This is a genomic window from Hymenobacter actinosclerus, from assembly GCF_900111515.1.
In the GTDB taxonomy this organism is placed as follows: Bacteria; Bacteroidota; Bacteroidia; order Cytophagales; family Hymenobacteraceae; genus Hymenobacter; species Hymenobacter actinosclerus.
The window spans coordinates 604,330-626,698 of record NZ_FOHS01000003.1 but is presented as its reverse complement, the minus strand read 5'-3'; the positions used below and the strand labels follow the sequence as shown (position 1 = coordinate 626,698).

At 61.2% G+C, this 22,369-nt stretch carries 23 protein-coding genes; 6 read left to right on the top strand and 17 right to left on the bottom strand.

Annotated features, from left to right (window positions below):
- Positions 1–45: 45 nt before the first annotated feature.
- From BMY67_RS14260 to BMY67_RS14230, 7 genes are all read right to left on the bottom strand, one after another.
- Positions 46–1,050, bottom strand: a complete 1,005-nt coding sequence (locus BMY67_RS14260) for an NADH-quinone oxidoreductase subunit G (protein ID WP_092772716.1) — start codon at positions 1,048–1,050, stop codon at positions 46–48.
- A 150-nt stretch (positions 1,051–1,200) separates the two neighbouring features.
- The gene (gene nuoF, locus BMY67_RS14255) at positions 1,201–2,541 is read right to left on the bottom strand and encodes an NADH-quinone oxidoreductase subunit NuoF (RefSeq protein WP_092772714.1); all 1,341 of its coding nucleotides are present in this window, start codon (positions 2,539–2,541) and stop codon (positions 1,201–1,203) included.
- A 124-nt stretch (positions 2,542–2,665) separates the two neighbouring features.
- Positions 2,666–3,235, bottom strand: a complete 570-nt coding sequence (locus BMY67_RS14250) for an NADH-quinone oxidoreductase subunit NuoE family protein (protein WP_092772712.1) — start codon at positions 3,233–3,235, stop codon at positions 2,666–2,668.
- Positions 3,236–3,255: 20 nt separating this feature from the next.
- Positions 3,256–4,524: an NADH dehydrogenase (quinone) subunit D gene (gene nuoD / locus BMY67_RS14245; RefSeq protein ID WP_092772710.1), complete on the bottom strand. Its 1,269-nt coding sequence runs from the start codon at positions 4,522–4,524 to the stop codon at positions 3,256–3,258.
- 108 nt (positions 4,525–4,632) lie between these two features.
- On the bottom strand, positions 4,633–5,196 hold the full coding sequence (locus BMY67_RS14240) for an NADH-quinone oxidoreductase subunit C (RefSeq protein ID WP_245745056.1): 564 nt from the start codon (positions 5,194–5,196) through the stop codon (positions 4,633–4,635).
- A 100-nt stretch (positions 5,197–5,296) separates the two neighbouring features.
- On the bottom strand, positions 5,297–5,851 hold the full coding sequence (locus BMY67_RS14235) for an NADH-quinone oxidoreductase subunit B (RefSeq protein ID WP_092772708.1): 555 nt from the start codon (positions 5,849–5,851) through the stop codon (positions 5,297–5,299).
- 76 nt (positions 5,852–5,927) lie between these two features.
- On the bottom strand, positions 5,928–6,320 hold the full coding sequence (locus tag BMY67_RS14230; RefSeq protein ID WP_092772706.1) for an NADH-quinone oxidoreductase subunit A: 393 nt from the start codon (positions 6,318–6,320) through the stop codon (positions 5,928–5,930).
- A gap of 132 nt (positions 6,321–6,452) precedes the next feature.
- Here BMY67_RS14230 and BMY67_RS14225 point away from each other — a divergent pair, with 132 nt between their 5' ends.
- Entirely contained in the window at positions 6,453–7,082 is a 630-nt protein-coding gene (locus BMY67_RS14225) for a Uma2 family endonuclease (protein WP_092772703.1), read from the top strand.
- Between the two features lie 37 nt (positions 7,083–7,119).
- Here the strand turns inward: BMY67_RS14225 and BMY67_RS14220 are convergent, their stop codons facing one another.
- Complete coding sequence (locus BMY67_RS14220; RefSeq protein WP_092772701.1) at positions 7,120–9,528, bottom strand: TonB-dependent receptor domain-containing protein; 2,409 nt, start codon at positions 9,526–9,528, stop codon at positions 7,120–7,122.
- A gap of 205 nt (positions 9,529–9,733) precedes the next feature.
- On the opposite strand from BMY67_RS14220, the gene BMY67_RS14215 reads away from it, so the two are divergent.
- Both BMY67_RS14215 and BMY67_RS14210 read left to right on the top strand, forming a co-directional pair.
- The gene (locus BMY67_RS14215) at positions 9,734–10,774 is read left to right on the top strand and encodes a sensor histidine kinase (protein WP_092772698.1); all 1,041 of its coding nucleotides are present in this window, start codon (positions 9,734–9,736) and stop codon (positions 10,772–10,774) included.
- A gap of 95 nt (positions 10,775–10,869) precedes the next feature.
- Positions 10,870–11,607 carry a LytR/AlgR family response regulator transcription factor gene (locus BMY67_RS14210; RefSeq protein ID WP_092772696.1) on the top strand — a complete coding sequence of 246 codons (738 nt, stop codon included), beginning with the start codon at positions 10,870–10,872 and terminating at the stop codon, positions 11,605–11,607.
- A 235-nt stretch (positions 11,608–11,842) separates the two neighbouring features.
- Here BMY67_RS14210 and pruA read toward each other — a convergent pair whose 3' ends face one another.
- The 4 genes from pruA to BMY67_RS14190 form a co-directional block, all read right to left on the bottom strand.
- The gene (pruA, locus tag BMY67_RS14205) at positions 11,843–13,507 is read right to left on the bottom strand and encodes an L-glutamate gamma-semialdehyde dehydrogenase (protein WP_092772694.1); all 1,665 of its coding nucleotides are present in this window, start codon (positions 13,505–13,507) and stop codon (positions 11,843–11,845) included.
- A gap of 222 nt (positions 13,508–13,729) precedes the next feature.
- A complete protein-coding gene (locus tag BMY67_RS14200) occupies positions 13,730–14,404 on the bottom strand; it encodes an SOS response-associated peptidase (protein WP_092772692.1) in 675 nt (224 codons plus the stop codon).
- A 197-nt stretch (positions 14,405–14,601) separates the two neighbouring features.
- Positions 14,602–15,147: a DsrE family protein gene (locus BMY67_RS14195; RefSeq protein ID WP_092772690.1), complete on the bottom strand. Its 546-nt coding sequence runs from the start codon at positions 15,145–15,147 to the stop codon at positions 14,602–14,604.
- A gap of 164 nt (positions 15,148–15,311) precedes the next feature.
- On the bottom strand, positions 15,312–15,860 hold the full coding sequence (locus BMY67_RS14190; RefSeq protein ID WP_092772688.1) for a nucleoside/nucleotide kinase family protein: 549 nt from the start codon (positions 15,858–15,860) through the stop codon (positions 15,312–15,314).
- Positions 15,861–15,944: 84 nt separating this feature from the next.
- On the opposite strand from BMY67_RS14190, the gene BMY67_RS14185 reads away from it, so the two are divergent.
- Entirely contained in the window at positions 15,945–16,661 is a 717-nt protein-coding gene (locus BMY67_RS14185) for an SIMPL domain-containing protein (RefSeq protein ID WP_092772686.1), read from the top strand.
- 3 nt (positions 16,662–16,664) lie between these two features.
- Here BMY67_RS14185 and BMY67_RS14180 read toward each other — a convergent pair whose 3' ends face one another.
- The 3 genes from BMY67_RS14180 to BMY67_RS14170 form a co-directional block, all read right to left on the bottom strand.
- The gene (locus tag BMY67_RS14180; RefSeq protein WP_092772684.1) at positions 16,665–17,360 is read right to left on the bottom strand and encodes a YjjG family noncanonical pyrimidine nucleotidase; all 696 of its coding nucleotides are present in this window, start codon (positions 17,358–17,360) and stop codon (positions 16,665–16,667) included.
- A 71-nt stretch (positions 17,361–17,431) separates the two neighbouring features.
- Entirely contained in the window at positions 17,432–17,758 is a 327-nt protein-coding gene (locus BMY67_RS14175) for a (2Fe-2S) ferredoxin domain-containing protein (protein WP_143069837.1), read from the bottom strand.
- 84 nt (positions 17,759–17,842) lie between these two features.
- Positions 17,843–18,232 (bottom strand): ArsR/SmtB family transcription factor, encoded by a 390-nt coding sequence (locus tag BMY67_RS14170; RefSeq protein ID WP_092772679.1) that lies wholly within the window; start codon positions 18,230–18,232, stop codon positions 17,843–17,845.
- Positions 18,233–18,342: 110 nt separating this feature from the next.
- On the opposite strand from BMY67_RS14170, the gene BMY67_RS14165 reads away from it, so the two are divergent.
- Both BMY67_RS14165 and BMY67_RS14160 read left to right on the top strand, forming a co-directional pair.
- Positions 18,343–19,041 (top strand): carboxypeptidase-like regulatory domain-containing protein, encoded by a 699-nt coding sequence (locus tag BMY67_RS14165; protein ID WP_092772677.1) that lies wholly within the window; start codon positions 18,343–18,345, stop codon positions 19,039–19,041.
- Positions 19,042–19,268: 227 nt separating this feature from the next.
- Entirely contained in the window at positions 19,269–20,654 is a 1,386-nt protein-coding gene (locus tag BMY67_RS14160; protein ID WP_092772675.1) for an NAD(P)/FAD-dependent oxidoreductase, read from the top strand.
- Positions 20,655–20,740: 86 nt separating this feature from the next.
- Here BMY67_RS14160 and BMY67_RS14155 read toward each other — a convergent pair whose 3' ends face one another.
- Positions 20,741–21,391, bottom strand: coding sequence for a bifunctional 4-hydroxy-2-oxoglutarate aldolase/2-dehydro-3-deoxy-phosphogluconate aldolase (locus BMY67_RS14155; protein ID WP_245745055.1), 651 nt, complete (start codon positions 21,389–21,391; stop codon positions 20,741–20,743).
- Between the two features lie 168 nt (positions 21,392–21,559).
- The gene (locus BMY67_RS14150) at positions 21,560–21,934 is read right to left on the bottom strand and encodes a PH domain-containing protein (protein WP_092772672.1); all 375 of its coding nucleotides are present in this window, start codon (positions 21,932–21,934) and stop codon (positions 21,560–21,562) included.
- Positions 21,935–22,369: the final 435 nt, after the last annotated feature.

Below are 22,369 nucleotides of genomic sequence, written 5' to 3'. Positions count from 1 at the left end.
GTTATGCTGTCAAATGACTGACAACCGACAACTAACAACCAACAACTAATTGCCTAATTTAAGCGGCGGGTTCTTTTCCAACTCGCGCTGGGTGCTGGCAGGCAGGTCGGCAATAACCGACTGATTGAGCACGGGCAGTTCGTAGTGGTTGGCCGAAATTACGGAAGAACGGTCGATGTGCGCCGGTCCTTCGATGGTCCAGTCAGATGTTTCCTTCTTTTCGAAGCGGCACTCGTTGCAAATCCACTCCTTCACCTCGCCATACTGGTCCTTGCGGGCGGTAGTGCGCAGCACCTCGTTGCCCTTGTACCAGAGCACCACGTTGCCCGAGCATTTCGGGCAGTCGCGGTGGGCGTCTACGGGCTTCGTAAACCACACCCGCGACTTGAAGCGCCAGGTTTTGTCGGTCAGCGCACCCACCGGGCACACGTCGATGACGTTGCCGGAGAAGTCGTTATCGATAATGTTCTCGATGTAGGTGCCGATTTCGGCGGCGTCGCCGCGGCCCAGCACCCCGTGCACCCGGTCGCCCTGGGCAATCTGGTCGGCGGTGTACACGCAGCGGTAGCACAGGATGCAGCGCGTCATGTGCAGCTGAATCAGCGGGCCAATGTCGATTTTCTCGAACGTGCGGCGTTCTTCCTCGTAGCGGGTCGTGCTCAGGCCGTGCTCGAAGGCGAAGTTCTGCAAATCGCACTCGCCGGCCTGGTCGCAGACGGGGCAGTCGAGCGGGTGGTTGATGAGCAGCATCTCCACGATACCCTTGCGCACGTCGAGCACGCTGTCGTTGGTCGTGTTTTCCACCACCATGCCGTCCTGCACGGGCGTGATGCACGAGGCCACCAGCTTGGGCATGGGGCGCGGGTCCTTGGCCGAGCCGGCCGCCACCTTCACCAGGCAGGCGCGGCACTTGCCGCCCGAGCCTTTCAGCGGGGTGTAGTAGCACATGGCCGGGGGCACGATGCTGCCGCCAATCTGGCGGGCCGCATTCATAATAGTCGTCCCGTCCGGAACTTCTATCTCAATGCCGTCGAAGGTTATTTTAGCCATTATCTGAGGTGATGAAGTAATGAGGTGAAAGGGAAGAGGTCCGTTCACCGACATTACTTTTTGTCAGTCGATTTGGGAAATATATGAAGTTAGGAGAGCCAGACGGAGGAGATACATAGCCTCATCACGTTTTACCTCATCACCTCATTACTAAGCAGTCACCAGCTTACCGGGATACACTGCACCGGGCTTGGTGGCCTCCTGGGGGTGGGTTACGTACCACTCAAACTCGTCGCGGAAGTGGCGCACGGCGGCGGCGACGGGCCAGGCGGCAGCCTCGCCAAGCGGGCAGATGGTGTTGCCCTCAATCTGCTTGGCCACGCTCACCAGCAGGTCGATGTCGTGCATCTGGCCGTGGCCGTGCACGAGGCGGTGCAACACCTTTTCGAGCCAGCCGGTACCCTCGCGGCAGGGCGAGCATTGCCCGCACGACTCGTGGTGGTAGAAACGGGCGAAGCTCCAGGTGTTGCGCACGATGCTGGTCGTCTCGTCCATGGCAATGAAGCCACCCGAGCCGAGCATGGTACCCGTTACGAAGCCCCCGTCTGAGAGCGACTCGTAGGTCATCAGGCGGTCTTCGCCGGCGGCAGTTTTGAGGATGAGCTCCTTGGGCAGAATCGGCACCGAGGAGCCGCCAGCTACCACGGCCTTCAGGTCGCGGCCCTTCCAGATGCCGCCGCAGTACTCGTCGGAGTAGATAAACTCCTCGACGGGCAGGCCCAGCTCGATTTCGTAGATGCCGGGCTTGTTGAGGTGGCCGCAGGCCGAGAACAGCTTGGTGCCGGTGCTTTTACCCACCCCGATTTTGGCGTACTCGTCGCCGCCCTCGTTCACAATCACCGGCACCGCGGCAATGGATTCCACGTTGTTGACTACGGTAGGGCGGGCGTACAGGCCCTGCACAGCCGGGAATGGCGGCTTATTGCGCGGGTTGCCACGCTTGCCCTCCAGGCTTTCGAGCAGGGCAGTTTCCTCGCCGCAGATGTAAGCGCCGCCACCGGGATGCACGAACAGGTCGAGGTCGTAGCCCGAGCCCAGGATGTTCTTGCCCAGGAAGCCGGCCGCGTAGGCTTCGGCAATAGCTTTTTCGAGGATGCGCAGCACGTACAACAACTCGCCCCGAATGTAAATGTACGAGGTGTTCGCACCCAGCGCGTACGAGCCCGTAATCATGCCCTCAATCAGCAGGTGGGGCAGTTTCGACATCAACTGCCGGTCCTTGAAGGTGCCCGGCTCCGATTCGTCGGCGTTGCAGACGAGGTAGCGCGGCACGCCCTCAGGCTTAGCCAAGAAGCTCCACTTCAGGCCCGTCGGGAAGCCCGCGCCGCCGCGGCCGCGCAGGCCCGACTTCTTGACTTCCTCCACCACCTCATCGGGGGTCATGGTTTTGAGGGCCTTCTCCACCGAGCGGTAGCCGCCGTGCTTGCGGTACACGTCGAATGTCTCGATGCCTTCAACGTTGATATGTTCGGTCAGCAGTTTGCGTCCCATCTTGTTCTAAGCTATTAGCTGCTAGCTGTTGGCTGTTAGCTAGGTATGTAGGCAATCAGAAATTTTCTGATGAACAATGTTTTCTTTCAGGTCGGCTAACAGCTAACAGCTAATAGCCAACCGCTTAATTCCGCGCCAGCGCGTTGGGCAGGCCGTTTTCCTCCCAGGGCAGGGCGGGGCGGTGCACCTGGTTGCGCAGCTCCGTGAGCATGGCGTCCACGGCTTCGGGTGTATCGAGCTGCTCGTAGTACTGCTCGCGCACCTGCACGATGGGGGCGAAGCCGCAGGCGGCCAGGCACTCCACTTCCTTGAGGGTAAATAAGCCGTCTTCGGAAGCCGGGCCGCCTACTTTGGCGCCGGTGATGCGCTCCAGGTGGGCCGTCAGCTCCTCGGAGCCGCGCAGCATGCAGGGGCCGGTGCGGCAGATTTCCAGCACGTGCTTGCCTACCGGCTTGAGGTTGAACATGGTGTAGAACGACGACACCTCGTAGACCTCAATCGGCTTCACGCCCAGTACTTCGGCCACCAGATCCTGCACTTCGGGGCTCACCCAGCCGCCAAATTCGGCCTGGGCAATGTGCAGCACCGGCAGCATGGCCGACTTGCGGCGCTCCTCGGGGTACTGCTGGCAGATGCGCTCAATCTCGGCCTTGGCGGCTTCGGAAAATTGCGGTTTGAGGGCGGTCGATTCCATATCAGTTGTATTCAGAAAAACTACGCGTCGAGCTCCCCGGCAATGACGTTCATCGAGCTCAGCGTCACGATGGCGTCGGAGAGGGTCTGGCCCACCACCATTTCGGTGTAGGCCTGGTAGTAGATAAAGCAGGGCCGGCGGAAATGCAGGCGGTAGGGCGTGCGGCCGCCGTCGGACACCAGGTAGAATCCCAGCTCGCCGTTGCCGCCTTCCACCGAGTGGTACACCTCACCCACGGGCGCGTCAATCTCGCCCATCACGATTTTGAAGTGGTAGATGAGGGCCTCCATGTTCTGGTACACGGCCTGCTTGGGCGGCAGGTAGAAGTGCGGCGCATCGGCGTGGTAGGGGCCGGCGGGCAGGTTTTCGAGGGCCTGCTCGATGATGCGCAGGCTCTGCCAGATTTCCTCGTTGCGCACCATAAACCGGTCGTAGGTGTCGCCCTTGGTGCCCACGGGAATCTCGAAATCGAAATCCTGGTAGCTGGAGTAGGGGTTCATCACCCGCACATCGTAATCGACGCCGGCGGCCCGCAGGTTGGGGCCGGTGAAACCGTAGTTGAGGGCACGCTCGGCCGAAATGGCCCCTACACCCACAATCCGGTCCATGAAGATGCGGTTGCGGTTGAACATGGCCTCAAACTCGCGCATCACGGCCGGGAAAGTCTTCAGCCAGGCCCGGAGCTTGGCAATGGCAATGTCGGAGAAGTCGCGCTCCATGCCGCCCACCCGGCCCATGTTGGTGGTGAGGCGCGCGCCGCTTACTTCCTCGTAAATCTCGTATACCTTCTCCCGCTCATCCATCAGATACAGGAAGCCGGTGAAGGCACCGGTATCCACGCCCAGAATGCCGTTGCAGATGAGGTGGTCGGTGATGCGGGCCAGCTCCATGAGAATCACCCGGATGTACTGGGCGCGCTTGGGCACTTCTACGCCCAGCAGCTTCTCCACCGTCAGGTGCCAGCCGAAGTTGTTGATGGGCGACGAACAGTAGTTCATCCGGTCCGTCAGGGTGGTAATCTGGTAGAAGGGCCGGCGCTCGGCAATCTTCTCGAAGGCGCGGTGAATGTAGCCGATGGTGGGCACGCCGGAGATAATCCGCTCGCCGTCCATTTGCAGGATGTTCTGGAAAATGCCGTGCGTGGCCGGGTGCGTGGGGCCCAGGTTGAGGGTCGTGAGCTCCTGGTTGAAGTCGTTGACGGTGGGGGCCAGCGGGTTCAGGTGCGCCTGCTGCTCCCGCGCCGACTCGATTATCTTATGGGTGCCTTCCAGCGTGTCGTTTACTGCCATGTTGCTAGTATTGAGTAGTTAGTATTGAGTATTGAGTATCGGTGTTTTGAGTTGCCGTAAGAACAAAAATCTCACTACTCAGTACCAATTACTCCCTACTAAAACACTCTATCGACCAAAGAACAGGTCGGTTTTGTCTTCGCGGGTGCCGTCTTCGAGGGCGTACTCCTTGCGCATGGGGTGGTAGTCCATGTCCTCCACGTTGAGGATGCGCATGAGATTGGGGTGGCCGGGGAAGATGATGCCGTAGAAATCGAAGGCCTCACGCTCCATCCAGTTGGCGGCCGAGTACAGGTCCGTCAGGGTAGGGGCTACCGGGTCGGCGATGGGGAAGAAGATTTTCAGCCGCAGCCGGATGTTGCGCGTGAGGCTGTGCAGGTGGTAGACCATACCCAGCTCCTGGCCTGCCCGGTCGGGCCAGTGCATGCCGCACATGGTCGTCAGGAAGTTCAGCTGCAACTCCTGGTCCTTCTGTAACCCGGCGATGATGCCGTGAATCTGCTCCCGGGTCGTGGTAACCGTGAGCAAGCCGTAGGGCTCCTCCACATCAGTAAAGGCGTCGGCACCGAAAAGTCGGTGCAGCAGAGCCAGCAGCTCCGCATTCTGTTGCGCGGCCGGGTCCTGGGCAGCGGCTTCTTCCTGAGCCGGGATGGATTCGTTCTGGTCAGCCATTCTTTTTGAGAAGCTAGGAGCTAGAAGTTAGAAGCTAGAATGTCAAGGGGCGAAACCAGCAGCTCAGAACGAATTCTAACTCCTAGCTCCTATCTCCTAGCTACTTAATGTTGTACGATGCCAGCAGGGCCTGGTATTCGGGCGAGTTGCGGCGGCGGATGGATTCGTTGCGGGCCAGATCCTGCACGCGCATCAGGCCGTCGAGCACCTGCTCGGGGCGGGGCGGGCAGCCGGGCACGTACACATCAACCGGGATGATGCGGTCGATGCCCTGGAGCACCGAGTACGTATCGAAAATGCCGCCCGAGGAGGCGCAGGCGCCCATGGCCAGCACCCAGCGGGGCTCGGCCATCTGCTCGTACACCTGCTTCACGATGGGGGCCATCTTCTTGGCAATTGTGCCCATCACCATCAGCAGATCGGCCTGCCGGGGCGAGAACGAGGGCCGCTCGGAGCCAAAGCGCGAGATGTCGTAGCGGGCGCCCATAGTGGCCATGAACTCGATGCCGCAGCAGGAGGTGGCGAAGGGCAGGGGCCAGAGCGAGTTGGCGCGGGCCATGCCCACCACCTTCTCCAGCGAGGTGGCGAAGAAGCCCGCGCCTTCGAGGCCGTCGGGGGCGTCCACCATCTTGATTTCGGGAACTCGGGTATCCATAAAGCAGAAAGTCAGGGAAGAAAAAGTGGATTAATTCCACTCTAGGCCAACACGGGCCGGCGGGCAAAAGTTTGGCCTAACGGCTTTCGTTCCAGTTCAGAACGCCCTTCTTGATGACGTACACGAAGCCGGCCATCAGCAGCGTCAGGAACACGAGCATCTGCAAAAAGCCGGTGGTGCCCAGTTCCCGGAAATTCACGGCCCAGGGGTACATGAAAATGACCTCGACGTCGAAGAGCACGAACAGAATGGCCGTGAGGAAGTATTTCACCGAAATCGGGGTGCGGGCGTTGCCCACCGACTCGATGCCGCACTCGAAGGCTTCATCCTTCACCACGCTTTTGCGGCGCGGCCCCACCAGGTGCGAGACAATCATGGCAAAAGCCACAAAGGCTATAGCCAGCACGAACTGGACGATAATGGGGAGAAAATCCTGGGGCTGGTATTGAACGGGAACGGCGAGCAGCATGGCAGCAACGGGGTAAAAGGCCGGGTTGAGACGGCATGGGAGGCAAAGGTAGGCCCTTCGCGGTTGGGAACAAAGGTGAAAGCGGGCCAGGGCGCAAAGGCGTATCTTTGATTCAACCAAACCCCGCCCAAAATGGCTTCTCCGCAACGCAGGTTACCCGCTCGCTACACCGTCGAAGAGTATATGGCGCTGGAAGAAACGGCCGAACACCGCCACGAATTCTACCAGGGCGAAGTGTGGGCAATGGCCGGCGCAACAGCCCTGCACAATGAATTGTGCTATAGCTGCACTGCTGCCCTCAAAGGTGCTGCGCGGAAACAGGGCTGCAAAGTCTTCTCAGAGAACGTGCAGCTAGCCGTAGCCGACGGCCGGTTCTACACTTACCCCGACGTGATGGCCACCTGCCACGACGAGGACGTGCTGGCCGAGCGTACCATGCGCAATCCGGTGCTACTGATTGAAGTGCTGTCGCCCTCGACCGCCGACTACGACCGGGTCTGGAAACGGTTCCGCTATCAGCAGTTGCCCTCGTTGCGGCATTACCTGCTCGTGTCGCAGCAATACCAGGCCGTCGACTGGTACCACCGCGCCTCCGACACCGCCGACTGGCAGCACCAGGTGCTGACGATGCCCGACGAAGCCGCCGAAATTCCGGAGCTAGCCACTCGGTTGCTGTTGGCCGACATCTACGCCGACCTGGGCGTGCCGCTGGTAACGGACGACAACGCCGGCATGGAAAAGCAAAACGACCGCCCCGAGTAGGGCGGCCGTTTTGGTGCGTACGGTAACTCCAATCCGCCTACCGACCTACCCGGCCTTCCTCTTCCTGGCTGCCGGCGTTGCGCTGGTTACGGGTTTTGCCGCTGCCCAGCTTGCAGGCAAACGTCAGCGTCAGCCGGCGGCTTTCCCACTGGTTGGTACAGGTCTGGTTAACGTTGTTGTAGCGCAGGTCGCTACGGAAGCGGTTGGTGGCGAATACGTCGCTCAGGCGCAGGCTCAGGCTGGCTTTTTCGGCCCACAACTGCTTTTTCAAGCCCAGATTAAGTAGTCCTGCTGAGCGAGTGTAGAACAGTCCCTGCACTGAGGGCGAGTTATAGTAGCCGCCCACCAGCAACTGGTACTGCCGGGGCAGCGTGAAGGTGTGGTTGGAGCTGGCCGACCCACCGAAGCGGGCCAGGCGCACGTGCCGGTCTTCCAGTTCCGTAGTAACCACGTTGTAGCTGCCGCTGATTTCGTTGTCCATGCCCCACCATTTGGTAAGGGTGGTGTGGCCGCCCGAACTGAGCGTGAGCGTGGTGGCCCGGCCCAGGTTGCGGGGCATGGTGGTGGATACCTTGGTCTGGTCATCCTGGGTTACCACCTCGTTTACCGCGTTGGTTTCGCGCAGGTAGCTCAGGCTCAGTACCTGAAAATCTTTGTGGATATAGCTGGCTACCAATGATTGCGAAAGCGAAGGGGCCAAGAAGGGGTTGCCCTGGTGCGCCGTGTAGAAGTCGGTGTAGTGCAGGAAGGGGTTGAGGTCCTGGTACGAGGGCCGGGTGATGCGGCGGCTGACGGAAGCGCTGAGCTGGTTGTTGTCGTTGATTTTATACGCGGCGAAAGCACTCGGAAACAGCTGGAAGTAGCGCCGTTCCACGCGCTGGCCGGTGGTGGGCGAGTTACCCTTCGATTGGGTCAGCTCGCCCCGCAGCCCCCCTTTCAGCTCCAGCTTGCCCAGCGTCGTGCTCAGCGAAACGTAGCCGGCGCTGATGTGCTCGTCGTACTGAAACGAGTTGGTGCGCAGCGTATCGAGCCGCCACCGCGAGCCGGCCAGCTGGTCGAACTGAATGGCGCTGCGCGAACTGACCCGGCTGGTTTTGGCCCCGGTTTCGGCCCGCCACTGGGTGCCCGCGAAAGGATGCACGTAGTCGATTTTGGCGGCCCGGATGGTGGTGCCCGACGAGTTGGCGCTCCGCAGCTGCCCGACATCCTGGCCCGGACCCGCGTTTTCCCACGCAAAGGCCAGGTTGCGGAACTGCTGCTCCTTGGCGCTGGTGTAGCGCACGTAGTCGGCGTCGGCGCTCAGCTCGCGGCCGGTGCTGTCGATGGTCCAGCGGTAGTTGAGGTTGAGAGCCCGCGGCGCGCCGTGCTCGTCCTGGGGGTTGAAAAGCTGGCGGCGCTCCACGAAGCGGCCGGCCGCGTCGGTGGTAACCGAGTTGGCGGTGCTCAGGGCGGTGGTCTGGTCGCCGGACCCGCGCAGCCCCAGGCTCAGGCTGTGGCGGGCGTTCAGGGCCACATCGGCCCCGGCGGCGTAGTTGCCGGTGTAGGTGAGGGGCCGCCAGTAGTTTTCCTGGTTGAACACGGTGTCGCGGATGATGCGGCGCATGGTGAGGCGGTTGAACGAGTTGTAGCGACCCCCGTCGAGGCGGGCGAACAGGCGCACTTTGCCCGCGTTGTAGGCCAGGTTGGTGCCGGCCCAGCTTTTCTCGAAGCGGCCATAGCCACCGCCCACGTTGAACGTGCCGCTTAGGCCCGGCAGCTGGTTGCGCTTGAGCCGGATATTAAGCACCCCGGCCGTGCCGGCCGCGTCCATGGAGGCGGGTGGGTTGGGCAGTAGCTCAATCTGGCTGATGGCCGAGGCCGGCAGCGACTTGAGGTAGTTCTTCAGCACCTCGCCCGACATGTAGGTGAGCTTGCCGTCGATGAGCACGTTGATGCCCGTGCTGCCCCGGTACACGATGTTTTCGTCCTTGTCGAGCCGGATGCCGGGGGCCTGCTGCAGCACTTCCAGCGCGTTGGTGCCGGCCGTGTTCAGGCGGGCCACATTGATAACGGTGCGGTCGGCGTGCTGCTCCAGCCGGGGCGGCAGGCCGGTTACCATTACTTCGCGTAGCGCGGTGGAGGCCGCCGCCAACCGCAGCGTGGGCACCGTTACGGGCCGGCCAGCGGCCACCACGAAGGCAGCACTGCGGGCGGGTCGGTAGCTGATTAGCAGCGCCTTTACGCAATAGGTGCCCGGCTGCACACTTGCGAAGGTGTAGCTGCCCTGCTCAGTGGTGGCCAGCGAGGCCGCTACGGTCGAGTCGGGCAGGTGCAGCAGCACGGCGGTGGTAAAGCTCAGCGGCCGGGCCTGGGCATCGGTTACGCGGCCCGTAACGGGGGCGGTGGTTTGGGCGGCGGCAAGGCCGGCGAGCAGCAGCAGGGGCAGGAGTAGGGGAGCGGAGCGCATCGGGAAGCGGGTTGGGTGAAAGAGTAAGCCAAAGGTTAGCTACCCGTCCGGCCCCCGAAAAAAGATTATTCCACTGCCCGAAAACCCGTTGTCAATGCGCTAAAAGCCCGGCTTTCGGTTTCGCATCCCAAACCGGGGAGGTGGCATAAAAAAATAGGCCTGCCAGTTGGGGCAGCGTAGTTTTGAAGCCTAACCTGCTGCATCTATGGCTTCTTTCCGGCTCCCGACTATTCCCGCGGTTTACTGGCACCTACTGGGCTGGCTGCTCTATGGCAGCTACGAGTCGCTGGGACTCTTTATCGGCCGCAATTCGCCGGCTCCGCAGGCTGTCTGGCTCACGAACTCTGTGCTGTTTATTCGCATGCTAGAGTTTTATCTGTGCTACCTAGTAGTGTATCCGCGGCTGCTGCGGCCCGGTCGGGGCTGGCGGCTAGTGGGGGCGCTGCTGGGCGTGGTAGCCGTATACATCGGCCTGCGGGCGCTTATCGAGGAAGTTCTGTTCCCGGCCGTGCTGGGCTTTGGCAATTACCATCCCGACACCAAAGTCTGGTATTACATCCTCGATAATACCTACTTCGCCACGCCCATGCTCGTTATCAGCGCCGCGCTGTGGGCCGGACGGGCCACGCTGCTGCGGGAGCGGGAAAACCAGCTGCTAAGGGGCGAGAAGCGGGCGGCCGAGGTAGCCTTTCTCAAAACTCAAATAAACCCCCACTTCCTCTACAACACGCTCAACATGCTCTACGGCCTGGCCTACCCCGTAGCCAAGCCACTGGCCGGCGCCATCCTCAAACTGGCCGACCTGATGCGCTATATGCTCCACGACACGCCCGATGGCCAGGTGCCGCTAACCGACGAAATCGACTACCTCCACAACTACCTCGACCTGTACCGCCTCCGGTTCGCCGACCAGTTTTTCGTGGATTTCCAACTCACTGGCGACCCCACCGGCCACCGCATCGCGCCGCTGCTGCTCATCCCGTTCGTGGAAAACGCCCTCAAGCACGGCACCCTCGACGACCCCGCCCACCCCGTTAGCATCCGGTTGGCACTGAGCCCCGACGAAATCCAGTTTGAAGTCCGCAACCGCCCCCTCGACCCGGCCGACCACAAGGACGCCACCACCGGCGTGGGCCTGCCCAACCTGCGGCGCCGGCTGGAACTGCTGTATCCCGGCCGCCATTCTTTGCGCGTGGCAACGGAGGCGGAGCAATTCGTTACTTCCTTGCAACTTGCCGAAGAATAAATCGGAAGTGAAGACCCCAAATTTCGTTGCCGTCCCTAGTCTGTCAGAACAAGAGCTAACAGCTAGCAGCTGAAAGCTAATAGCTAAACACTCCTATGATTCGTTGCCTGGTTGTTGACGACGAAGCGCCGGCCTTGGCTATTCTGGCCGATTACATCAGCCAGGTGCCCTTCCTGACGCTGGTGGGCACGACCACCAAGCCCATCGAGGCCCTCACGCTGGTGCAGCAGGGCGGGGTAGATTTGGTGTTCCTCGACATTCAGATGCCCCGGCTCACGGGCCTGCAATTCCTCAAGCTGGCGGGCAACAAATGCCGGGTCATCCTCACCACCGCCTACCCCGAGTACGCCCTCGAAGGCTACGAAAACGACGTGGTCGATTACCTGCTCAAGCCCGTCTCGTTCGAGCGGTTCTTCAAAGCGGCCCAAAAGGCGCTGACCCTGCTGCCCGGCCCGCCCCCTGCGGCCCCTGCCGCGCCCCTGGCCCCGCCACCGGCCCCGGTGCTGACCCCAGCGCCCCCCGCCGACCACATGTTCGTAAAGGGCGAGAGCAAGAACAAGTTTCTGCGGGTGGAGTACGCCGACATCCTCTACATCGAGGGCCTGAGCAACTATGTGGCCATCCATTTGCCCGGCCTGCGGCTGGTTACCTACCACACCCTCAAAGACCTGACCGACCTGCTGCCCCAGCCGCCGTTTATGCGGGTCCACAAGTCTTACATCGTGTCGCTAAGCAAAATCCGCATGGTCGATGGCAACACGATTTACATCGGCGACAAGGAAATTCCCGTCAGCGAAACCTACCGCGAGCAGCTGTACCAGCTGATTCGGTAGTAAGGGAGGTTGCTGATTGCAAAGAAAAAAAACAGTGTCATGCTGAGCGAAGCGGAGCGTAGCCGAAGCATCTCGCGTGCAATGGTAACCCTGTCGTCTGATTACTGTTGCACGTGAGATGCTTCGGCTACGCTCCGCCTTCGCTCAGCATGACACCGTTCTGACAAACAAAAACGGCCACCCCAATAAGCAGGGCGGCCGTTTCAATTCAGGCAAGAAGAAGCAACGCTTCCTATTAGATGCCCTTGTCCCGGTTCAAATCCTCGGCCGGGGCGGCGCCCAGAAAGGGGTAGCGGTAGTCCATCACGGGCACAAAGGTTTCCTTGATGGTGCGCGGCGACACCCAGCGGAGCAGGTTGAGGATGGAGCCGGCCTTGTCGTTGGTGCCGGAGGCGCGGGCGCCGCCGAAGGGCTGCTGGCCCACCACGGCCCCGGTGGGCTTGTCGTTGATGTAGAAGTTGCCGGCCGCCTGCACCAGCTTGCGCGTGGCCAGGTCGATGGCGTAGCGGTCCTGGGCGAAAACGGCGCCGGTGAGGGCGTAAGGCGACGTCTGGTCGACTACCTCCAGCGTCTCCTCATACTTGTCGGCCTCATACACATACACCGTCACGACGGGCCCGAAGAGCTCCTCGCACATGGTTACGTACTTGGGGTCCTTGGTGACGATGACGGTGGGCTCGATGAAGTAGCCTTTGCTCTTGTCGTAACCGCCGCCGGCAATGATTTCCACGCTGCTGTCAGCCTTGGCGGCGTCGAGGTATTTGGCCAGCTTATCGAACGACTTCTCGTCAATCACGGCGTTGATGAAGTTGGAGAAGTCCTCCACGTCGCCCATCTTGAACGAAGCAATGTCCTCCTTCACGTAGCCCAGAATTTCGTCGGCCAGGTTGGAAGGCAGGTACACCCGCGAGGCGGCCGAGCACTTCTGACCCTGATACTCAAACGCACCGCGCGAAATGCCCACGGCTACGGCCTTCGCCTTGGCCGATTTGTGCGCCACGATGAAGTCCTTGCCGCCGGTTTCGCCCACGATGCGCGGGTAGGTTTTGTACTTGCTGATATTCTCGCCGATGGTCTTCCAGATGTGCTGGAATACGCCGGTCGAGCCCGTGAAGTGGATGCCCGCGAAGTCGGGGTGCTGGAAGATGACGTTGCCGGCCGTGGGACCGTCCACGTACACCAGGTTGATGACGCCCGCGGGTACGCCGGCTTCTTCAAACAGCTCCATCAGCACCTGGGCCGAGTAAATCTGGGTGTCGGCGGGCTTCCAGACGATGACGTTGCCGAGCATGGCCGCCGAAGTGGGCAGGTTGCCGGCAATGGCCGTGAAGTTGAAGGGCGTGAGGGCGAAGATGAAGCCCTCCAGGGGCCGGTGCTCCAGGCGGTTCCACATGCCGGGCGACGAGGCGGGCTGCTGCTTGTACAGCTCGCTCATGTAGTACACGTTGAAGCGCAGGAAGTCGATAAACTCGCAGGCGGCGTCAATTTCGGCCTGGAAAGCGTTTTTGCTCTGGCCCAGCATAGTGGCCGCGTTGAGGCGGGCCCGGTAAGGGCCAGCCAGCAGGTCGGCGGCTTTCAGAAAGATGGCGGCCCGCTGCTCCCAGGGCAGTTCGGCCCACTCGGTGCGGGCGGCCAGGGCGGCATCAATAGCCTGCTGCACGTGCGAGGCGTCGCCGCGGTGGAAGTGGCCCAGCGTATGCTGGTGGTCGTGGGGCGGGCTCATGCGCTTGGTGTTGCCCGTGCGCACTTCCTGCCCGCCAATGTGCATGGGAATATCGCGCTCCTGCTGCTTGAACTCCTTGAGGGTCTTAAGCAACTCAATCCGCTCGGGCGAATCGGGTGCGTAGCCCTTCACGGGCTCATTAATCGGCAGCGGAACGTTGAAAAAGGCGTTGGCCATAAAACGGGTGTTTTTAGGTGGCTGGGTGGATAGAGTACAAAGGTAAGGCTTCGGGGTTAGAGGCATAAGAACGTCATGCAGAGCGGAGCGAAGCAGCTCGCGTGCTGACGTTGGATTACTATTACAACGTCAGCACGCGAGCTGCTTCGCTCCGCTCTGCATGACGTTCTTTTACTGACAACTGACAACTGACAACTGACAACTGACAACTGACAACTCAATCTAAACCGGCTCCAGCACGGCCGGCTCGTTGTGGGCGGGCGAGTTTACCAGCTTGCTGATAACGTACTCGCGCATCAACTCAGCCGGGTAGGGGCGGAGCAGGGCCTGGTGGCCGGCGGGCGAAATGGCGTCGCTCAGCCAGGCCTGCTCGGCTTCGGGGTCTTCCAGGATAACGGGCATCCGGTGGTGCAGGGGCTGCATCAGGGCGTTGGGCTCGGTGGTGACGATGGTGAAGGTGGGCAGGATTTCGCCGGTGGCGCGGTCCAGCCACTCGTCCCAGAGGCCGGCGAAGGCGTAGGGCTGCCCGGAGGTGAGCAGGATGCGGTGGGGCGTTTTGGGCGGCAGACCGTGGGCTTCCTTCTGTTGCCACTCATAAAAGCTATCGGCCAGCACCAGGCAACGGCGGCGCTGGAGCAGCTGCCGGAACGAGGGCTTTTCGGCCAGCGTCTCGGCGCGGGCGTTGATGGGCTGGGGGCCGCTGGTGCGGTCTTTCACCCAGGCCGGCACCAGGCCCCACTGCATCAGCCGCACCTGCCCGGGCGCGGCATTGGTAATCACGGGCAGGTGCTGCGAGGGCGCGGCGTTGTAAGTCGGGGCGAAATCCTCGGCTATATCGGCCCCAAATCGTTCTTTTATAAGGCCGGGCGGGGAAATCAGGGAATAGCGTCCGCACATAATCAAAGGGAGGTAAGATGTGAGGGTTCATCTTACGCACCGGGCCGGCAGGGTGTTCATGAGTAGCCAAGCCGCTCGTTGCCGGTATGTGCGCTGGCAATTGGTCCGGACGGCTGGCCTCCAGTCCTAAGCAACGCCCCTGCGTGCATGCTGGAGTGCGGCGTTCCGGCAATCAGGAGGCCGGTAGCCCGTTGGTGCTACAAATGAAACAGGGCCCAGCCATCCGCCTGACGGATGATAAGCTCCCCGTTGGCCGTGGGTACGTAGGAAATGTAGGGCAGCATATCGTCGCGGGTGAGCTGCTGGGCTTTCATCGAGTTTTCGCACTGCGACAGGATGACGCCCGCTTTCTGCAACGCCAGCACATCGGCTTCGTAAGGCTGGTTTTTGCGCAGTGCGGTTGTGCCCCCGCTGAATACCACCAGCTCCAGCGCGAGCTTGCCTTTCAGACGCGGATCATCCAGGGCCGCCTTCATCGCCTGGAGCGTTTTGGCTATTACCTTGGGGTCGTTGCTGTTGAGCTGATAGATGGCGCGGTAGTGGGCCTTGCGGGCCGGAGCGCCTTTAAACACCAGGGCCCGAGCTGCCACTGCGGCATTGGGCTCTCCCAGCACCGGCGCTGGCTCAGCAACCGGCGCAGCGGCCGGAGCCGGGGCGGAGGGCGTCTGAGCCCACGCCGGCGCGGCGGTAAGAGTCAGCAGTGCGGCCGTGGCAAACAGCCAGCAAGAGGAGTAGAGAGACATACAAAACGGTTTTGCAGGTGCGATGTAGTTGAAGGCCAAGGTAGCACCCAGGATTTCTACTTCTATGTGCCCACGCAACTATCCGTAGCCGCCGCGCCACCGAGTGGCAACGAACTTTAGCCGATGGCAGGGGGCAGACTAACTACCTGCGGCTCAATCCTGCGCTACACCCGCGTTAGCAGCTCGCGCACCTGCTGCTCCAGGTCGGGCAGCGAGCCGGCGTTGTGCAGCACGGCGTCGAAGTGCGGGTAGTCGTCGAGGGCGGTTTCGCTGGGGTGGTCGTCGTCGCGGGTGCCGTCGCCGCGCTGGTGCAGCGGGTCGCCTTCCACGCGCAGCATCAGGCCGCCGCGGCGGCGGATAAGGTCGGCCTCGTTGGGAAAGCGCACGTCGGGAATGAGCGTGTGCTGGTCGGTGGGCAGCTGCGAGAAGAAGGCCTGCACCCAGATATCGGGCTCCCAGAGGCGCAGCGCCAGGCCCACCTGCTGGAGCATTTCGCCCCGGGTACGGCCGAAGGCAGGCAGGACCTCGGCCTTGCCGGGCTGCGAAAAGTAAGGCGCCGTGCCCTCGCCGGCCAGCGCCGCGCACACGGCCTTAATGGGCTCGCCCACCGAGCGTATATGCCACCTGCGCTCGGGCTGCAATTGCTGCATCAGCCGCGCAATGGTGTCTTTGCCGCTGCCCCGGCGGCCCGAAAAACCAATCAGTTTAATCATGGGGCGAAGGTATACTATTGGCGTATTTGACTACGTTAGCAGCTGCCGCCGGGCTCTTCCGCGGTTACCCTTCTTAATCAGTTTATGCGGTCTTTTCTTGTGCTGAGTGCCCTGCTGCTGGCCGGTTGTGCGGCTCCTTCCTCTTCGGTTCCCAACGACCAGCGGCCGCATCTGGAGGTGACGGGCATGGGCGAGGTTACGTCCTACCCCAATCAGGCCGAAGTAACGGTGGAAGTCTCCTTCACCAGGCCCCGCCTCAAGGAGTCGGTGGCCGAAGTGCAGGCGGTTATCAACGACGTAACGACCACCATCCAGCCCTTCGTGCGCCGCAGCCCGGACATCCGCACCAGCTTCGTTTCGACCAACAAAGAGTACACCTACCGTAACAACAAGCAGGTTTTCGATGGTTTTCAGGCTACCCAGTCGCTCACGGTAAAGTTGCAGGACCTCACGCGGCTCGAAGCGTTTATGGAGAAGCTGCTGGCCACCCGCATCAGCCGGATTAAACGCCTCACCTACTCGCACAGCCAAACCGACAGCCTCCAGCAGCAGGCCAACCTGATTGCCCTGCGCAACTCGCTGAAAGCCGCCGATAAGCTCTGCGCGGAGCTGAGCCGCAAGCGCGGCGCGGTGTTGCAGGTAATAGAGGCCGAAGCGGACCGGCGCTCGGGCTCCGACTGGGGCGGGGGCGAGCTGGATATGGAGCTCTACGGCAAAAGCATGGGCGGCCGCAGCTTCCGCCTCACCCCCGAGCTGATGACCTTCGGCGGCCGGGTGCAAACCACGGTAGCGCTGGAGTAGTGGCTACAAAAAGTCCTTCAACTCGCTCAGGCAGCTGATTTCGTAGGTTACCTGGTTGAAGTGGCGGCGCTTGGCAGGGTTGAAGTATACCTGGTCGAGGCCGGCGTTGTAGGCCCCCAGCACGTCGCACTCCAGGTTGTCGCCCACCATCAGGCTCTCGGCGGCGGTGGCCCCGCTGCGCTGGAGGGCGTGCTCGAAAATACGGGTGTCGGGCTTGAGGTGGCCGCAGCACTCGGAAGTAACGATTTCCTGAAAGTAATCGGTCAGGTTAGCGGACTTGAGCTTCACGCGCTGCGTGTCGCGGAAGCCGTTGGTAATCAGGTGCAGTGCGTAGCCCTGGCCTTGCAGGTAGTCGAGCACCTCGTGGGTGTAAGGAAACACGGCCGATTTCAGGGGCAGAATATCGGTGAACTGCTCCGACATATCGGCCGGCGAATCGGCCTCGGCCAGGCCTAGCTTGGTAAACGTGCGCGGAAACCGGGTGGCCCGCAGCTGCTGCTGCCCGATTTTACCGTTCTGGTACAGCCGCCACAGCCCGTGGTTGATATCCGAGTACACCCGAATAAACTCCTCGACCGTGAACGTGCCGTAGCGGCTCAGCTCGTGCTGCTCGTAGAGGTGGCGCAACGTCTGGTCGGCGTTGGTTTCGAAATCCCAAAGCGTGTGGTCGAGGTCGAAGAAAAGGTGACGGTATTTCACTTTGGGTGGCGCTGAGGGGAAAGGTAAGAAAGAACTAAGAACGCTGGTGCGGCCGGATTTATAACTGGCAATCAGTCAAGCTGTAACCGCTTTACAACCCGGCCCTCGCCCAGATGTTCGTGCACGATTTCGGCCGCGTCGCGGGGGCGCACGTCGCCGTAGGCTACGCCCTCGGGATAGATGATGAGGGCCGCACCGGGGCCTTTTTTGCAGTGCTTGCAGAGGTCGAGGCAGTTACAGGTCTGCACCCGCACCTTGTGCTTCTCCCCGTCAAGGAGTCGGTTTTTCAGGCCCTGCTTCTTCAGCTCCAGCTTGAGCGCCTTGGCCACGTCGCGGCCGATTTCGTCCTTCTGAGCCGCGCACACGAACAGGCGGGCCACATTATCACCTGATTTCACGATATGCTAAGCTTGTGACGACTAATAGGATGAGAAAACAGGCGCCGCTAGGAACAATTTCATCAGTGAAAAAATCGGCGTGAGTCAGTTAGTGCCCTGCCAGCGGCGGTTTTGCAGCTTGTACGCGGCCAGCTCGCGGTTCGACCACAGCGTTTGGTAGATTTTCTGGTCCTGCGTCAGCTGGGCGTCGCGCTCCATGTAACCCAGTTGCTGGCGCAATAAATCCTGGGCCTCATCTTTGATGAAGTAGAACACCCAGTTGTCGAGGCGGCGGAAGCTGACGAGGCCGGCGCTGCGCAGGTGGGCCAGCTGGCGCGAGGTTTTGGTCTGGGTGAAGTCGAGCACCTGTTCCAGGTCGGAGATGCACATTTCCTGGTTGCGCCACAGCAAATGCAGGATGCGCACCCGGCTTTCGTCAGCCAGGGCCCGGAATACTTGCTGGCCAAATGCAACGGTAAAGTGTTTGAGGCGCATCTTTAGGCGAAAGCGGGGGAGCAGGGCGGCGGTTGCGGCCCGGCGCCGGCCCGAATTTAAGCCAAACCCGCCAACAGCCCCCGAAAGTGCCGTATCTTTGGTATCCGCTAATGACTTATCTGCCCGTTTTGATTCCGGTTCGAGTTTCTTTTCTGCTGACAGCGCTGCTGCTTGCCCTGGGCTTGCTGCTGACGCCCGGCGCGGCCCGGGCCCAGGGCCAGCGGCCAGTAGTGCAGTTTACCGGCATTGTGGCCTCCGGCGACTCGCTGCTGGGCGTACCCGGCGCGGCCATTTTTGTGCCCAAGGCCGGCCGCGGCACCACCAGCAACGAGTACGGCTACTTCTCGCTGCCCGTGCTGGCCGGCGACAGTATCGTGATTCGCAGCCTGGGCTACCGCAACCAGTACGTCATCGTGCCCGAAACGTATCCGCGCCAGAGCTACTCGGTGATTGTGCAGTTGCAGGAAGACGCTACCATTCTGCCCGAGGTCCGCATCTTTCCCTACGCCACCGAGCGGGCCTTCAAGGAGGCGTTTCTGGCCATGAAAGTGCCCTCGGAAAACGACCGCTCGGCCGCCGAGCGCCTCAACGAGAAGACCATGCGCCGCATGTTCAATACGCTGCCCGTTACCAGCATGGGCAACTACCGCCAGACCATGCAGAACCAGGAGTACGACCAGCAGCGCCGCATGGGCTTCGGTGCCACGCCGGCCACCAACAACCCGCTGCTCAACCCCTTCAGCTGGCTCCAGCTCATCAAGCAGGTGAAATCCGGCGAGTTCAAGAAGAAAGAGGGCGTGGACTATTGAGAATAGTGCGGGGACGTTCAGTAAAAAGGGTGTCATTCTGAGCAGAGCGAAGAATCTCGCGTGCCACAGTAATCCTGCTATCCAGGAGTTAGCATTGCCCGCGAGATGCTTCGACTGCGCTCCGCTGCGCTCAGAATGACATTCCTTTTTTCCGCCTTCCTCAAACTACAACCCTGCCGGCGCTTTCGGGGTAAAGGAAGTGTTTGACCCCACGCATCTTCCTGCTTATGGATACCAATCTGCCGAAAACCTCTCAGCCCCGCATCGTCATCGTCGGATGCGGCTTTGCCGGGCTCCGGCTGGCCAAAGACCTGGCTAAGCTGCCGGTGCAGGTGGTAGTCATCGACCGCAACAACTACCACAACTTCCAGCCCCTGCTGTATCAGGTGGCTACCGGCGGCCTCGAAGCCGATAGCATCGCCTACCCGATTCGTAAAATCTTCGCCGGCCAGCACAACTTCTACTACCGCATGACCGATGTGGAGCGGGTGGAGCCGGCGCAGAACCTGGTGAAAACCAACATCGGCGACATTCACTACGACCACCTGGTGCTGGCCACCGGCTCGCTCACCAACTTTTTCGGGCTCGACAGCATCGAGCAGAACGCCATGCAGATCAAGAGCGTGCCCAACGCCCTGAATCTGCGCAGCTACCTGTTCCAGAACTTCGAGAAGGCCATCCTCACCGAAGACCCCACCCAGCGCCAGGCCCTGATGAACGTGGTAGTGGTGGGCGGCGGCCCCACGGGGGTCGAAATCTGCGGCTCGCTGGCCGAAATGCGCAAGGACGTGCTGCCCAAAGACTACCCCGAGCTCGACCTCAAGCAGATGGAAATCTACCTGGTTGAATCGGGGGCCGAAGTGCTGGGGCCGATGAGCAAGTTTGCCCAGGAGAAAGGTAAAAAGTACCTCGAAGAGAAGGGCATCCATATCCGCCTCAACACCCACGCCCAGCGCTACGAAGACGGCCGCTTATACTACTCTGAAACCGAGTTTATCCGCACCCAGAACCTGATTTGGGCGGCCGGCGTGAACGGTGCCGCCCTCGACGGCCTGCCCGAAGAGGTGGTGGCCCGCAACAAGCGCGTAAACGTGGACACCCGGAACCGCATCCTTGGTTTGCGCAACGTGTACGCCATCGGCGACGTGGCCAACATGATAACCGAGGAAATGCCCCGCGGCTACCCCATGCTGGCCCCGGTGGCCATTCAGCAGGCCGAGCAGCTGGCTGAGAACCTCGGACGACTGCTCAAAGGCGAAGAGATGCAGCCATTCCAGTACACCAACAAGGGCAGTATGGCCATTGTGGGCCGCAACCGCGCCGTGGTCGATCTGCCCGGCGACCTGCACTTTGGCGGTTTCCTGGGGTGGCTTACCTGGCTGTTTGTGCATTTGATGACGCTGGTGGGTTTCCGCAACAAGGCAGTTACGCTCGTGGGCTGGGCCATCAGCTACTTCAGCTCCGACAAGGCCCTGCGCCTTATCATCCGCCCCTTCAACCGCCACGATTTCAACGAGCATCAGCTCCAGACCAAAGCCGCCGAGCAAAAAGCAGCTACAGCCGAATACATTCCATCGGTTGCGGCCCCCGAAGCCCCGGTGGTGGGTGGCTGAGTTTCGTAATGGTGCCCACCAAAGCAGCAGGCCCCCATCTGGAAAGGTGGGGGCCTGCTGCTTTAAGGGGTATGATGTGCCCGCTACTATGGCGCTGGCTGTAGCGCCGCCAGCAGTTCCGTTAGCTGGGCGGTTAGCCGGGCCGGCTCGGTAGTATCGAGCAGGCGCGCATCGAGGCCCACGCAGGTGGCCCCGGCGCTATGCCACGCGGCCATCGTTTCAACGGTTGGCTGGATGCCGCCGGTGGCCATGAGGGGTACGTGGGGGAGCGGGCCGCGCAGAATGCCGAGGTAAGCGGGCGTGAGGTAGGCCGAGGGGAACAGCTTGACCACCGTGGCACCCAGCTGATGGGCCGCGTATACTTCGTTCAGCGTCTGGGCCCCGGGCAGCCAGGCCAGATCGTGGCTGCGGCAGATGGCGGCCACCTCGGGGCTGGTGATGGGCTGAATGAGGAAATCGGCCCCGGCCTCGATGAAGCGCCCGGCCTCCTCGGCGGTGTAGATGGTGCCGGCGCCCAGCAGCAAATCGGGGTACTCGGCTTCCACGAAACGCTGAAGCCGGGCGAAAATGGCCGGGGCTTCGGGGCCGCGGTTGGTAAACTCGAACAGCCGCACCCCCGCCGCATACCCCGCCGCCAGCACCGTGCGGGCATACTTCTCGGAGGCGTGATAGAAAACCGGAATCAGCGGGTGCTGCCGGGCCCGGGCCAGCATGTGCGCCGAAGAGAACGAAGGCATAAGCGGTGAGCTTGAGGTGAGATGGTGAGTAGTGAGATGGTGAGTGGTGAGTGGTGAGATGGTGAGTGGTGAGTTTACGTCCAGGTGGCACAAGCGGCGCAAACGGGCCCGCAGAACATCAACTCACCATCTCACCATTTCACCATTTCACCGCTCACCATCTCACCGCTAGAGCGTGTACTCGCTCAGGGTGCGGCTGACTTCGTAGATGAGCTTGTCGCCCCGGAAGCTCCGGCTGATGGGCTCGGCCATGCCGCGCACCCAAATTTTCAGGTCCGCATCGAGCTCGAAGTGGCCGGTGGTTTCGGTGCTGTAGCGCTCAATGCTGCGGTAGGGGATGCTGTGGTACTCGCGCTTTTTGCCCGTTACGCCCTGCTTGTCAATCAGCAGCAGGCGTTTGGTGGTGAACACCAGCAGGTCGCGGATAACGACGTAGGATTTGCATACCTCTTCGCCCGGAGCCAGCAACTGGCTCAGCTCCAGTTGAATGGCGTGGGTGTCGGTTTCGGAAGCGTTGCCCAGCAGGCCGTCGAGGAGTCCCATACTAAGGTGGTTAGGTTCGTGAGAAAGGAGTAGTTGCTAAACGAAAAGCGCTGGCTTAAAGATAGGCCGGCGCTTTTCGTTCGAGTGCCCGGCGTTGCGAGTAGCACCCGACCGCGACGCGTCCTGTGGTGCTATGCCCGCCAGCAAGCCGGGCTTTGGCGGGGCTGTCGGCGGCCGTGGCGCTACCAGTTTTCAGGCAGTGGCCACTCGGCCAAAGGAAGCAGTCAGGTAAGCCGGAAAAAGCGGGATGAACGGAATATCATGGAAACTTCAAATTGAATTTTAACGGAATGCCGGTTTTGCTGTGAATACTGGCAGCAAGAACCATGTTTATTTGAAAAAGATAATTTTTTATAAATCGGCCTTGATCCGTGACAAGCTGATAGGCGTGAAAAAAGCCGCTTTAACGTCTTTTTATAAGCGCTTAACGGCTGA